The 12635-nt window shown below is 44.6% G+C and carries 14 protein-coding genes; 10 read left to right on the top strand and 4 right to left on the bottom strand.

The genetic code is table 11. The annotated features are described in order from the left end of the window. Positions 1-4 precede the first annotated feature (4 nt). Genes GFS24_RS06030 through GFS24_RS06020 form a run of 3 tightly spaced genes read left to right on the top strand, consistent with a single transcriptional unit; the run spans position 5 to position 3467 of the window. Positions 5-976 (top strand): galactose oxidase, encoded by a 972-nt coding sequence (locus GFS24_RS06030; RefSeq protein WP_153658680.1) that lies wholly within the window; start codon positions 5-7, stop codon positions 974-976. A 3-nt stretch (positions 977-979) separates the two neighbouring features. Then, positions 980-2206 carry an MFS transporter gene (locus tag GFS24_RS06025; protein ID WP_153658679.1) on the top strand — a complete coding sequence of 409 codons (1227 nt, stop codon included), beginning with the start codon at positions 980-982 and terminating at the stop codon, positions 2204-2206. A gap of 37 nt (positions 2207-2243) precedes the next feature. Continuing rightward, on the top strand, positions 2244-3467 hold the full coding sequence (locus tag GFS24_RS06020) for an exo-alpha-sialidase (RefSeq protein WP_153658678.1): 1224 nt from the start codon (positions 2244-2246) through the stop codon (positions 3465-3467). Between the two features lie 70 nt (positions 3468-3537). On the opposite strand, the gene GFS24_RS06015 is transcribed toward GFS24_RS06020, so the two are convergent. Both GFS24_RS06015 and GFS24_RS06010 read right to left on the bottom strand, forming a co-directional pair. Beyond that, positions 3538-5745 (bottom strand): heavy metal translocating P-type ATPase, encoded by a 2208-nt coding sequence (locus GFS24_RS06015; RefSeq protein WP_153658677.1) that lies wholly within the window; start codon positions 5743-5745, stop codon positions 3538-3540. Between the two features lie 60 nt (positions 5746-5805). After that, positions 5806-6378, bottom strand: coding sequence for an AraC family transcriptional regulator (locus GFS24_RS06010; protein WP_153658676.1), 573 nt, complete (start codon positions 6376-6378; stop codon positions 5806-5808). Between the two features lie 105 nt (positions 6379-6483). On the opposite strand from GFS24_RS06010, the gene GFS24_RS06005 reads away from it, so the two are divergent. From GFS24_RS06005 to GFS24_RS05975, 7 genes are all read left to right on the top strand, one after another. Next, positions 6484-6813 (top strand): helix-turn-helix transcriptional regulator, encoded by a 330-nt coding sequence (locus GFS24_RS06005; RefSeq protein WP_153658675.1) that lies wholly within the window; start codon positions 6484-6486, stop codon positions 6811-6813. A gap of 34 nt (positions 6814-6847) precedes the next feature. Continuing rightward, positions 6848-7642 carry an arsenite methyltransferase gene (locus GFS24_RS06000; RefSeq protein ID WP_153658674.1) on the top strand — a complete coding sequence of 265 codons (795 nt, stop codon included), beginning with the start codon at positions 6848-6850 and terminating at the stop codon, positions 7640-7642. Then, on the top strand, positions 7608-8027 hold the full coding sequence (locus GFS24_RS05995) for an arsenate reductase ArsC (RefSeq protein ID WP_153658673.1): 420 nt from the start codon (positions 7608-7610) through the stop codon (positions 8025-8027). The genes GFS24_RS06000 and GFS24_RS05995 overlap by 35 nt, the downstream gene beginning before the upstream one ends. Then, the gene (locus GFS24_RS05990) at positions 8014-9036 is read left to right on the top strand and encodes an ArsO family NAD(P)H-dependent flavin-containing monooxygenase (protein WP_153658672.1); all 1023 of its coding nucleotides are present in this window, start codon (positions 8014-8016) and stop codon (positions 9034-9036) included. Before GFS24_RS05995 ends, GFS24_RS05990 begins: the two co-directional genes overlap by 14 nt. A gap of 11 nt (positions 9037-9047) precedes the next feature. Then, on the top strand, positions 9048-10037 hold the full coding sequence (locus GFS24_RS05985) for a hypothetical protein (RefSeq protein WP_153658671.1): 990 nt from the start codon (positions 9048-9050) through the stop codon (positions 10035-10037). A 10-nt stretch (positions 10038-10047) separates the two neighbouring features. Beyond that, positions 10048-10269 carry a hypothetical protein gene (locus tag GFS24_RS05980; RefSeq protein WP_153658670.1) on the top strand — a complete coding sequence of 74 codons (222 nt, stop codon included), beginning with the start codon at positions 10048-10050 and terminating at the stop codon, positions 10267-10269. A gap of 119 nt (positions 10270-10388) precedes the next feature. Then, complete coding sequence (locus tag GFS24_RS05975; RefSeq protein ID WP_153658669.1) at positions 10389-10883, top strand: hypothetical protein; 495 nt, start codon at positions 10389-10391, stop codon at positions 10881-10883. Between the two features lie 23 nt (positions 10884-10906). Here GFS24_RS05975 and GFS24_RS05970 read toward each other — a convergent pair whose 3' ends face one another. Both GFS24_RS05970 and GFS24_RS05965 read right to left on the bottom strand, forming a co-directional pair. Then, on the bottom strand, positions 10907-11632 hold the full coding sequence (locus tag GFS24_RS05970) for a hypothetical protein (RefSeq protein ID WP_153658668.1): 726 nt from the start codon (positions 11630-11632) through the stop codon (positions 10907-10909). A gap of 65 nt (positions 11633-11697) precedes the next feature. Then, positions 11698-12633 carry a transglutaminase family protein gene (locus GFS24_RS05965; RefSeq protein WP_153658667.1) on the bottom strand — a complete coding sequence of 312 codons (936 nt, stop codon included), beginning with the start codon at positions 12631-12633 and terminating at the stop codon, positions 11698-11700. Positions 12634-12635 lie beyond the last annotated feature (2 nt).

The raw sequence follows: 12635 nt of genomic DNA, 5'->3' as shown, positions 1-12635 counted from the left end.
TGGTATGGAGGAAGATTGGAGTATTAGTTTGCCGAATATACCTGACCCCATTGGCTTTGCGGGTTCTTTCACTGGTGTTTCCAATGGTGCTTTACTGGTAGCAGGCGGTGCAAACTTCCCGGACGGTGGCACACCATGGACGGGTTCTAAAAAAGTATGGCATGATCATATCTTCGCTTTGGAAAAGCCGGGCGGAGAGTGGAGAACAGCAGGCATATTACCGCAGGCATTGGGTTATGGCGCTTCGGTTACCTGGAAAGATGCCTGCATCTTTATCGGTGGCAGTAGTGAAAAAGGGCATCATGCGGAAGTATGGATGCTGAAATACAATGAAGGAAGGATTACCAGCACAGTATTACCTTCTCTGCCAAAAGCCATTGCCAATACGGCTGCTGTACTCATCGGTGATGTGATCTATGTGGCAGGAGGATTAGACAGTCCGGATGCTTTGCAAACGGCGCACAATTTCTGGTCACTGGATCTGGCTGCGGAACATAAAACCTGGAAGGAATTAGCACCATGGCCTGGCGTTTCCCGCATGTTGGCGGTAACAGGAACTTTAGATGGAAACTTTTATCTTTTCAGCGGCGCAGAACTGGAAAATGGCGTGCGGAATTATTTGCGGGATGCTTACGAGTATTCTCCAGTAACAGGTTGGAAGAAACTGCCATCACTTCCTAACGCAGTGGTGGCTGCACCAACGCCCGCTTATGCAGCTGGCGAAGGTTTGCAGATCTTTGGTGGTGATGATGGTACCGCTGCATCATTAAGAGAAGAACATCCTGGTTTTTCCAGGCAGATATTGAATTATAACACACAGGAGAATACCTGGTCCGTAAAAGGGCAGTTACCGGCAGCACCGCCAGTAACTACTTCCTTAACTTTATGGAATGGTGTTGTAGTGATCCCCGGAGGTGAAATAAAACCCGCCATCCGCACCACTACAGTACTTTCAGGTATTCCTAAACAGTCTTAATAAATGAAGCATTCCACGCAAAACACTGCTACTTATTCCTGGATCATTGTAGCCATGCTCTGGGTAGTGGCTTTCCTAAACTACCTGGACCGCTTGCTGATCACCTCCATGCGTGATCCCATTGTGGCAGACTTTGGCCTCACTGATGCGCAATTTGGATTGCTGACTTCAGTGTTCCTTTGGTCGTATGGCATACTCAGTCCGTTTGGTGGTTTCTTTGCGGACAGGTACAGCAGGAAAAAAGTAATTGTGTTTAGCGTAATGATATGGTCCATCGTAACCCTGTGGACGGGTTTCACCCATTCATTTTATGAAATGCTCACCGCCCGTTTTTTAATGGGCGTTAGCGAGGCTTGTTATATTCCTGCAGCATTGGCTTTGATCACAGATTATCATAAAGGCCGAACCCGTTCACTGGCTACAGGTTTACATATGAGTGGCCTGTATGCAGGGATGGCATTGGGTGGCCTGGGTGGTTACATTGCAGAGTTATGGGGATGGCGTTCCGGTTTTCACGTATTCGGGATCCTCGGGATCGTTTATTCCATTTTCCTGCTGTATATTTTAAAAGACTATAAAAGAACGGAAACGGAAGAAGCTGCTGAACCAGTTATTGAAAAGATCAGCCTTACCGGCGCTTTAAAAGAACTGTTCAGTAAAGCTTCTTTCTTTATTCTCCTGATATATTTTGCTGTGTTAGGCATTGTTAACTGGCTGGTATATGGCTGGCTGCCTACTTTCTTCAAAGATCATTTCCATCTTAATCTCGGAGAAGCCGGTCTTTCCGCTACCGGTTATATACAGATCGGTTCCTTTATTGGTGTTGTATTAGGCGGCATCCTGGCAGACAGGTGGACGCGAAAGAACAACAGAGGCCGGTTGTATGTACTGATCATTGGTTTTACCCTGGGTGCGCCATTTTTATTCCTCATGGCATCCACCACCGTATTTAGCGTTGCTATCATTGCGATGATCTTCTTTGGCCTGGCAAGAGGGTTCAATGATGCTAACATGATGCCCATCTTAAGACAAGTAGCAGATGGCAGGTACATTGCCACAGGGTATGGTTTCCTTAATTTTTTAAGCACAATTATCGGTGGCTTAATGGTATATGTGGGTGGTGCTCTCAAAGATGCACAGATAGACCTTTCTATCATTTACCAGGTATCTGCGGTGGCAATGTTGTTGGCTACCTGGTTATTATTTGCGGTGAAGTTGAAGAAGAACTAAGCTTTAGTTTAACCTTAAACCCAAATATAAACCCGTTATGCAAAAAACACTTAACGCGGGCATAGGCGCACTATGCCTTGTGCTTTCTATTGCCTGCACAAAACAAACCCTCCCTTCGGAAAAGTTAAACCCGGTTACCAAAGCAGAGGCCCAACTATTAGCCGCCGCCCAGGTACACACATCCGCCAAGATCTTTGATGGCGGAGGATCTGATGGTTATCATTCTTTCAGAATTCCCTCTTTGATCAGAACAACCAATGGCACACTGATCGCATTCGCAGAAGGCCGGATGTCCAACAACAAAGACTATGGCAACATTAACCTCGTTTACAAAAGATCTACGGACAATGGTGCTACCTGGTCTGCGCTTGGAGAAGTAGTTGGTGTTGGCCCTGGCACCTGGGGAAATCCCACCGCTGTAGTAGATCAATCTACAGGCAGAGTATGGTTATTCATGTCCTGGAACAGTGGAGACCATAATCAATCCGGCACAGATGGCTATTTGCCAATTGATAGCTGGGGAGAAAGGAAAGTGTATATGTCCTACAGTGATAACAACGGGGCCAGTTGGTCTGCACAGCAGGATCTCACTTCTACACTATTACCCTCCAATTTTACCTGGGATGCTATGGGCCCTGGTGTTGGTCTGCAAAAGAGCAAAACCGGCGCAACAGGCAGGCTTATCATTCCAGCTATCGGCAGGAATATTTACAGTGATGATCATGGGGCAACATGGCATTATCAATCTATTCCATCCGGCACCAGCGAAGGCACGATCATTGAAAAATTAAACGGTGGGTTGATCAGGAATGATAGACCTGTTGGAAGCCAGTGGGAACTTTCCAAAAGGAGAAGGATCTCTGTTGGTTCCATCACCAGTTTCCCAACATGGACATCTGATCCGGATCTGCTGGACCCTGCCTGCCAGGCTTCCGTGTTGAGATACACCGATGCTCCAAACCGGATCATGTTTCTGAACTCTGCGAGTACAGAAACAAGAGGTAAGATGCGGATCAGGATCACTTATGATGAAGGTGGTACATGGCCCATTAGCAGAAGGATCTTTGATAATTTAACAGAACAGCAGGCTATTGATCAGGGGAAAGGTGGGTACTCCAGTATGGCTAAAACAGCTGATTTTATGGTAGGGGCTTTAATTGAAGTGAATGAGAATACAGGGAGCTCTTCTACGAGTAACCGGTCTATTGAATTTCATAAGTTCAATCTGCCCTGGATCTTGAATGGGGCGGTGGAACCTTAATAGCATAAAAAGAGGGCTCTGGCGGAGCCCTCTTTTTACTTCTGCTAAAAAGAAAAAACTCCTCTTTGCATTAAAGTTTCGCCGCTTTCAAACGCAAACTATTACTCACCACACTCACAGAACTTAAAGCCATTGCAGCCCCCGCGATCATCGGGTCTAAGAGGAATCCGTTTATCGGATAAAGAACACCCGCTGCCAGCGGAATGCCAATGATGTTATAGATGAATGCCCAGAAGAGGTTTTGTTTCACCGTAGCCACCGTTTTACGGGAGAGCTTCAATGCTTTGGGGATACTGTTCAGATCTGAAGTGATCAGCGTCATCTTGGCTACATCCATTGCAATGTCGGAACCTTTACCCATGGCAATACTTACATCCGCTTGTGCGAGTGCCTGGGAGTCATTGATCCCGTCACCTACCATAGCTACTATTTTACCTGCTGCCTGTAATTCTTTTACGAACGCTGCTTTGTAAGCAGGTAATACTTCTGCTTTATAGTTTTTAATACCTACACTGCGGGCAACAGCTGCAGCGGTGTGTGCATTATCTCCTGTGAGCATGTATACCTCAATACCATCCCGGATAAGAGAAGCGATAGCTGTTTTAGAAGTTTCTTTGATCTTGTCTGCAATGGCAATGATGGCCAATATCTCTTTTTCATTTGCAAAGTAGATCACCGTTTTGGCTTCTTCCTGTAATACTCCGGCCTGTGAAAGCTGTATCTGGTTGAGTGGGATATTGTTTTCTGTTAAGAGTTGCTTATTACCTGCAAAGAAATTCCTTCCTTCGTAAGTACCTTTAATCCCTTGCCCGGTAATACTTTCAAAGCTCTCCAGTTTCACCGGTTTCACTTTTAAATAGGCTGTTACTGCTTCCGCGAGGGGATGTTCAGATTGTTGTTCCAGCGAGAAAAGTACAGAACGAAGATCAGCTGTAGTTGTATTCCAGATCATATCTGTTACCACCGGTTTGCCTTCTGTGATGGTGCCCGTTTTATCCAGGATGATGGCATTTACTTTATGCCCCAGTTCCAGGCTCTCTGCGTCTTTGATGAGGATATTATTTTCTGCACCTTTACCAACGCCTACCATAATTGCAGTAGGTGTAGCTAATCCCAGCGCACAGGGGCAGGCAATCACTAACACTGTTACCGCAGTAAGTAAGCCATGTGTGAAGAAATGTTCACCACCCACTACTATCCAGGTAATGAATGTGAGGATGGCAATGCTGATCACAATGGGCACAAAGATACCTGCTATCTTATCTACCAGTTTTTGCACCGGGGCTTTACTGCCTTGTGCTTCCTGCACCATTTTGATGATCTGTGCCAATACAGTATCTGCACCTACTTTTTCTGCTTTGAACTGCAAGCTGCCTTTCTGATTGATGGTGCCCGCAAAGATTTTTTCTCCCTGTTTCTTCAGCACAGGCACCGGCTCTCCGCTGATCATACTTTCATCCACATATGATTCTCCATTCATCACCATACCATCCACAGGGATCTTTTCACCCGGTTTCACCAGCAGGATGTCCTGCACCTTTACATTGGAAATGGGGATCTCCTGTGTTTGTCCGGAAGCATCTATGAGCAATACCGTTTTCGGTTGCAGGCCCATGAGTTTTTTAATGGCAGAAGAAGTATTGGATTTGGCCCTTTCTTCCAGCAATTTACCCAGAGAAATAAAAGCGATCACCACAGCAGCGGCTTCAAAATAAACGTGCGGATGTAAGCCGCGCTGATGCCAGAATTCAGGATAAATGGTATTGAAGGCACTGAAGATCCAGGCAATACCTGTGCTTAAAGCAACGAGGGTATCCATATTGGCCCTGCCATGTTTCAATTGTTTCCAGGCATTTACGAAGAAGTTACGGCCAAAGTAGAATACCACCGGTGTAGCCAGGATCATCATGATCCAGTTACCATAAGGCATATTCATGAAGAACATGCCAATGATCACGATGGGAACAGATAAGATGGAAGACCAGATGGTCCGTTGTTTTACTTCGTTATAATGACGGCGTTGTGCTTCTTCTTTTACTTCGTCCTGGTTATCCTTATCTATCACCAGGTCGTAACCAATAGAACGTACCGTATTTTGAAGGGATTCCGGTGTAGTGGCAGCAGGGTCATATTGCACCCAGGCGCTTTGATTGGCGAAGTTCACACCGGCATCTTTAACACCCGGCGCTGACTTTAACATGGATTCCACGCTGATGGCGCAGGCCGCGCAGGTCATTTCAAGTACGGGAAAGGTTTCTTTGGTTATTGCGGTTGACATATTTCCAATTTTATACAAAGTTACGATGGGGTAGAAGGGGAGTTGTTACACAATTCAGCATTAGTTGTACATAATTTTACTGCGCTCAGCGCCTATTTCCTTAAAATGAGAAGGCGTAAGCCCTGTGATGCTTTTGAACTGCCGGGATAAATGCGCGGCACTGCTGAACCCTAGTCTGAAAGCAATGTCTTCCATCGTATATCCTGTGTACACAAGGAATTCCTTCGTTTTTTCTATGCGGAATTCCATGATATACCTTTCCAGTGTAGTGCCTTCTGCAGCTGAAAAGCTTTTGCTGACAGCGGCGTAGTCCTTTTTAAACCAGGCGGTGATGATATCAGAGAAACGGAAGTCGTGCGGGAAATCATAAGTGCCGTTGTATACCTGTTGTACGAGTACTTTCACTTCCTGCACCAGTTTGGTGCGCTTGTCTTCCAGCAGTTCAAACCCTAACTGCTGTAAACCTTCTTTAACAGCCAGTACATCAGGCGCAGAAAGTGTGGTAACGGTTGTTAATTCTCCCAGTTGGATATTGGACACCGGGATGTCCAGCTTAAGGAAAGTGCCCCGTACAGCCTGAATGCAGCGAAGGCAAACCATTCCTTTGATGTAGAGTTTAAAGGCAGTTTTCATAATGATGTAAAGTTCTTGTGTTTGAAGGAGGCGGCACTTACATAATTGAGGTATTCTTTTATAATATTTGGTAGTTCAGATAGCCTATCGTAATATTGCGATATAATGGGAGCCAGTAAAACAGACCTCTTTACAAAACAACAGAATGATATCGCCAATATGGCGAAGGCATTGGCGCATCCGGCACGGATAGCTATCCTGCAATACCTGGTGAAAAAGAACGCCTGCGTTTGCGGGGATATCGTGGAAGAACTGGGTTTGGCACAGGCTACTACTTCTCAGCATTTAAAAGAATTAAAGAATGCGGGGATCATACAGGGAGATATAGACGGGGTGAGCGTTTGTTACTGCATCAATCCCAAAGTATGGAAACAATATCATGATCTATTTCAGTCGTTTTTTAAAGACGTTACGCTAAGCGGTAAATGCTGCTAGCTATTTTTTTACCCTAATAAATCGCAATAATACGATGAAAGAATTAGTTAAACAGAAATACAGCGAAATAGCCTTGCAGGATAAGGAAAATAACCAGGCCTCCTGCTGTGGCGCAGGAGGCTGTTCCACAGAAGTATACAACATCATGAGTGATGATTATGCTGCGGTAGAAGGTTATAATCCGGATGCTGATCTGGGGTTGGGTTGCGGATTGCCCACACAGTTTGCACAGATCAAAAAGGGTGATACCGTCATAGACCTGGGCAGTGGTGCAGGCAATGATTGTTTTGTTGCCAGACATGAAACAGGAGAAACCGGAAAAGTGATCGGTATCGACTTTACACCTGCCATGCTGGAAAAGGCACGTAAGAATGCAGAGAAGCTGGGTTTTAATAATGTGGAGTTCAGGGAAGGGGATATAGAGAACATCCCTGTATCTGATGATATCGCAGATGTGGTGGTGAGTAATTGTGTGTTGAACCTGGTACCGGATAAAGATGCGGTACTGAAAGATATTTACCGTGTGTTAAAACCTGGCGGTCATTTCAGTATTTCTGACATTGTGCTTTCCGGTGTGCTGCCGGAAAAGATCCAAAAGGCCGCTGAAATGTATGCCGGATGTGTATCTGGTGCCATTCAGAAGCAGGACTACCTCGATCTGATCGAACAGAATGGCTTTAAGAACATAACCCTTCAGAAAGAAAAGGCGATCCATATACCGGATGATATCCTTTCTGCTTATTTATCCCCTGAAGAGATCAGGGAATTTAACGGTATTTTAAGTGTAACAGTATATGCAGAAAAAAGTACTCGTCCTTTGCACCGGTAACAGCTGCCGGAGCCAGATAGCAGAAGGTTATTTAAAACATTTTGCAGGCGGCCTCGCAGAGATATACAGCGCTGGCGTAGAAACACATGGCGTGAATCCGAAAGCCATTGCTACGATGGCGGAAGACGGGATTGATATTTCCGGCCATACCTCCAACAACATCCTTGAATACACAGGCATTGATTTCGATTATGTGATCACGGTATGTGACAACGCTAAGGAAAGATGCCCTGTTTTCCCTTCTAAAGCGCTTAAATTTCACCATAATTTCCCTGACCCGGCAAAGTCTACGGATATGGAAGAATTCGGGAAGGTAAGGGCGCTAATTAAAGATTATTGTGAGAAATTCGTGGAAGAGAACCTGAAACAACATGGAACTATATGATGTAATTGTGATCGGAGGCGGACAAAGCGCTTTAGCAACAGGGTATTATTTACGGAGAACAGATCTGAAATTTATTATGCTGGATAGCGCTGCCGCCCCGGGCGGTGCATGGCAGTATGCATGGGATTCTCTCACGCTCTTTTCTCCTGCATTATGGTGTTCATTGCCAGGTGTAATTATGCCGGGCGGAAAAGAACATTACCCCGGTAAACAGGAAGCTGTGGCTTATCTGAAAGCATATGAGGAAAGATACCAGTTACCAGTGATCAGGCCGGTAACAGTAAAGAACGTGCATAAAGAGAATGGGTTGTTTATAGTGGATGATACTTATGCTGCGAAAGCGATTGTTAGTGCTACGGGGAGTTATCGTTCACCTCTTATCCCTGATCTCCCTGGCACTTTCAAAGGCAGGATCTTACATTCCGCAGAATACCGGGAATCATCCCCATTCATCGGTAAAAGAGTAGCAATAGTAGGCGAAGGGAATTCCGGCGCACAGATCCTCGCAGAACTCTCTAAAGTAGCAGATACATTATGGATCACCCGTAATACGCCGGAGTTTTTACCGGATCATATAGATGGCAAATACCTGTTTGATGCCGCTACACAATTGTATGAAGCAAAACAAAGGGGAGAAGATCTTCAACCCCCTTCACTCGGCCACATTGTAATGGTACCTGCTGTGAAAGAAGCCAGGGACCGTAACGTATACCAAACCTGGTTGCCTCCGTTCGATGCCTTCACACCAGATGGCATCACTTGGAACGATGGACGAAAAGAACAGGTGGATGCCGTTATTTTTTGCACTGGTTTTAAACCTTCTCTCTCACATTTAGCACCTATCTTCAATGGACATAAAATAACCACAAAAGGTACCCGCGCGCTTGATAATGAAGGTCTTTGGCTGGTAGGCTATGGTTCCTGGACCGGGTTTGCTTCTGCTACGCTGATCGGTGTGGGCAGAACAGCAAAACGTACCGTAGAAGAGATCGTTGCCTTTTTTTCTTAATTTAGTATACTATGAAGAAGCCCTTAATGATCCTATGCTGTTTGTTCCCTCTTTGTGCCCATTCTCAGGGCAGCACGAAATGGTTGCAGGACTGGTTTAAAGCCTGGGAACTGGTAAACAGTAAGTTACTGTTCTTGCCATCGGGCACACCACCTGAAATGGTTTTTTATGATGACAGCTGGATATTTACGACTTCCGAAATAACTGCCCCCGCAGCTTTGCCAATGACGGGCCCGGGTATGTATGGGCGACCATTGAAGTGGAGGAAAGTAAGGCATGGAGATTCCCTTACCATACCAGACGGCCAGCGTGTAGCCATTGGCCTGATGAGTTTTGCAGCCTCTACCAGTGAGGGGAAAAGTTTCTTTGTAATGGGAGCCCCTCCTTTTTGGAAAGCGGCTGGTGTAACAAGCACTGCGTTTACATTAGACAAGATGCTGACAGGGGTATTCCTCCATGAATTCACGCATACGCGGCAGCAAAAGGGTTTTGGCCGGCAGGTAGATTCAATGGAACGGGTACATACTTTTAAAGATGTTCCTTTATCAGATGATATTGTACAAGGTTATTTCAAAGCCGATAGTGAGTATGTTCGCAGTTTCAAAGAAGAGATCGATGCGTTTTATACTGCAGCTGCTGCAACAGGAAAAAAGCAGGCTAAAGATGCTGCACGGAAAGGACTCGATCTGCTAAAAGCAAGACAGGCAAAGTATTTTACGGGCGACAAAGTGATCCTGAAAACACTCGATGATATCTTTCTTTCCATGGAAGGGTTGGGGCAATATGTTGCCGTGTATTGGCTTATTCACCCACAGGGTGGTAATGTGAAAGCAGACGTTACGGTATCCGGCTTTCGCAGGAAACGCAATCAGTGGTCACAGGAAGAAGGGCTGGCTATGTTTTTAGCGCTTGCCAGGTTAACGGAGCAGAACTGGATAAAAGATCAGTTCAACGAACAGCCCCGCACCATTGTTGATTTGCTGGAACAGGCAGTGAAATAAATTATAATAAATGGACACACTTTTAGCAGACATTCTCTTTCACACCGTTGGCCGGTTATTCTTATTTCTTCGTTACAGAAATGAAGAAAAGAGGAAAGCAGTATTAGTGGAAAAATACTTTGATTCTTACCGGTCAGCTGGATTGTCCGTGATCCTCCGGCCTTTTGCATTAATATGTTTTTTGCTGATGCTGGTTTTCATTGCTGTGGTTTTATATAATGTGACTTCATGAAAATAAATAAGAGATTCTCCTGAGCGCAGGTTTATATTGGAAGAAATTAACTGCTGTTTTGGAGTTTATGATAGTTTAAATTATCTTTAAAAATATCCTCCACGTGTAAACTTAAAAATATGAAAATCCTGTTATTTGTTTTCCCGGTTATGTTGGCACCCAATTTTCTTTTTGCCCAAAGCCAGCAAGATTGTAATAAATTAAAGGAAGAAAATGCATATCTACGAGCCTCTCTGAAGATTAACGAGCCTATTAAGGTGGTTAATTCAGATAAGATTGAATTTAAGCTATTGAAGGCAGAAGGAAATGCAAAGTCTCAATCCATCACCTTCACCTTTGTCTTGCTTACAAGTGCAGCTAACTGGGAAATAGAGCAACGCATAAAATCAATTATAGATATTGATGGAAATGAGTATGAACTTAAATCAAAGACTATTGGGGCAAAGTCTTATGGTGATATAGTTTTAAATACGGATGTGCCGATAAAATGCACTTTTACATTCGGGGGAGTATTGCCCGCTGTTAAACTCATCAAGCTGTTTAAATTTGAATATTATTATCCGGGCCAAACCCGTTTCGCGGAATTCCGTGATATATCTATCGACTGGAAATAAATAAGAAACCGCTTCTTCCCGTCTCAAAACTTCATCAATACCTGGTATGCCGGCGTATAAGAAGAAGAATACCAGGAAACCTCCGGAGGGCGAGCCGCATCCACTTCAATATCCAGGAAATCTGTTTGAATGAGATCGTCGTTTACATTATTGGTTTGTATGATGCGGAAGGGGAGCAGCGTTGTTTTATTGATCATGATCATATAATTGATCGTCCGCTCCGTGGTTAATGAGGAAAAGCCTTCCAGGTAATTAAACACCCGTTTGTTCAATGAGAGCTGCACAGTGTAATAATCGTCCTCCTCCGTTAACTGTTTAGAGATCGTTTCATCAGATAACACCGCCGGTATGATCCCCTTTAGTGTAACAATGGAATTATAGAAGTAAGAAATAGAACTAAAATTTTTGGCGGAAGGGTTTGGATGAACATTGATGGTTTTGTTTTTCCTGTCCAGATCAAACTGCTCTATGCCATTAAAAATGTTACTGTAATCAGCATCGTCTATCTGGTACCGGAATCTCAGCAAGGTATCCTTACTGGAAAAATCCAGGAATATATTACCTGCCGTACTGGCTTTGTAATTTTCTGAAGGGTAGGAGATCTGCCTGTTGTAGTTATACCGCAGGGTCTTTATGCTGTCCAGCTTGTCTGCCATGCGCTTTAAAACATAATCCGCCCTGAGGTCAGATGACGTTTTAAAGCTGCACAGAGCAGAGGTAAGGATCATGAAAATGATACTTCTCTTCATAATTACGACTTATTCGTAAATCTACGAACATTCCGTAATAAAACAAATTTATTTCTAAAAAGTAACTATTGCTGCCCCGCAAAAACACCACCACCGGATTCTTCCAATGGTTCATAAGGTTGCGTAGGCAGATGCACTTTATTTACTTCCTCAAACACATCCCCATTTTCATAACTCACCGCCACTACTACAGATAAAGTCTGTATAGCAGGACCTTTAAACGTTCCCTTCACCGGACTGCAATCAGAGAAATTCCTGCCCACAGAGAGTTTAACATGTTTATTGGTCACCCAAACATTATTGGTAGGATCAATCCCTGCCCATCCAAATTCCGGTATCCAGACTTCCGCCCATGCATGTGTAGCCCCCTGGCCACGCATCCCATTCTTATTAGGACAAATATATCCGCTCACATACCTGCAAGGGATCTGCAAACTGCGTAAGATCTGTAACATGAGGTGCGCAAAATCCTGGCAAACACCTGCGCGGTGTTCCAGGATCTCATCTACCGTAGTTTCAATATTGGTGATGCCTTTAATGTACTTGAAGTTCTTAAAGATGTACTCGCTGCATTTCTCAACAGTAGCACCCACACTTTCCTGCGAAACGATCTTTGCGATCTTGCTGATATCTGCCTGTGAAGCAATGTGATTGGCATGTGATAGTTCTATCAGTTGCAGATTGCCCAGCGTTTCTTTTTTCAAAGCACCCAGCCCGGAATGAAAATTGAATTCCAGTTGGGAAGAAGCCGTGGTACGGATGATCAGCCTGCTTTCCACAGAGAGGAACTTATGTGGTTGCAGCAGGTTGAAGCTGCCGGATTTATTGCCCCAGTAATCTGTATATGTGGCTATCTCCGGTTGGCCTGTAATGTAGATATCATGCTGCAGGGTTTCCTGTTCTCTGCATTGATAAGGAAATACCTTCACCTCGTTCATGCTTTCAGAAACCGGCCTGTCATATTCGTATTTGGTGGTATGTTGGATCTTAAATGTGGGCATGT

The organism is Chitinophaga sp. SYP-B3965 (genome assembly GCF_009647655.1).
Lineage (GTDB): Bacteria > Bacteroidota > Bacteroidia > Chitinophagales > Chitinophagaceae > Chitinophaga.
Note: the sequence above shows the minus strand (reverse complement) of the source record. Positions and strands in the feature narration are given on the sequence as shown.

What these genes read in the sequence shown, in the direction of transcription:
- GFS24_RS06030 (WP_153658680.1), top strand. Translation starts at nt 5, where the DNA reads ATGGAGGAAGATTGGAGTATTAGTTTGCCGAATATACCTGACCCCATT.
- GFS24_RS06025 (WP_153658679.1), top strand. Translation starts at nt 980, where the DNA reads ATGAAGCATTCCACGCAAAACACTGCTACTTATTCCTGGATCATTGTA.
- GFS24_RS06020 (WP_153658678.1), top strand. Translation starts at nt 2,244, where the DNA reads ATGCAAAAAACACTTAACGCGGGCATAGGCGCACTATGCCTTGTGCTT.
- GFS24_RS06015 (WP_153658677.1), bottom strand. Translation starts at nt 5,745, where the DNA reads ATGTCAACCGCAATAACCAAAGAAACCTTTCCCGTACTTGAAATGACC.
- GFS24_RS06010 (WP_153658676.1), bottom strand. Translation starts at nt 6,378, where the DNA reads ATGAAAACTGCCTTTAAACTCTACATCAAAGGAATGGTTTGCCTTCGC.
- GFS24_RS06005 (WP_153658675.1), top strand. Translation starts at nt 6,484, where the DNA reads ATGGGAGCCAGTAAAACAGACCTCTTTACAAAACAACAGAATGATATC.
- GFS24_RS06000 (WP_153658674.1), top strand. Translation starts at nt 6,848, where the DNA reads ATGAAAGAATTAGTTAAACAGAAATACAGCGAAATAGCCTTGCAGGAT.
- GFS24_RS05995 (WP_153658673.1), top strand. Translation starts at nt 7,608, where the DNA reads ATGCAGAAAAAAGTACTCGTCCTTTGCACCGGTAACAGCTGCCGGAGC.
- GFS24_RS05990 (WP_153658672.1), top strand. Translation starts at nt 8,014, where the DNA reads ATGGAACTATATGATGTAATTGTGATCGGAGGCGGACAAAGCGCTTTA.
- GFS24_RS05985 (WP_153658671.1), top strand. Translation starts at nt 9,048, where the DNA reads ATGAAGAAGCCCTTAATGATCCTATGCTGTTTGTTCCCTCTTTGTGCC.
- GFS24_RS05980 (WP_153658670.1), top strand. Translation starts at nt 10,048, where the DNA reads ATGGACACACTTTTAGCAGACATTCTCTTTCACACCGTTGGCCGGTTA.
- GFS24_RS05975 (WP_153658669.1), top strand. Translation starts at nt 10,389, where the DNA reads ATGAAAATCCTGTTATTTGTTTTCCCGGTTATGTTGGCACCCAATTTT.
- GFS24_RS05970 (WP_153658668.1), bottom strand. Translation starts at nt 11,632, where the DNA reads ATGAAGAGAAGTATCATTTTCATGATCCTTACCTCTGCTCTGTGCAGC.
- GFS24_RS05965 (WP_153658667.1), bottom strand. Translation starts at nt 12,633, where the DNA reads ATGCCCACATTTAAGATCCAACATACCACCAAATACGAATATGACAGG.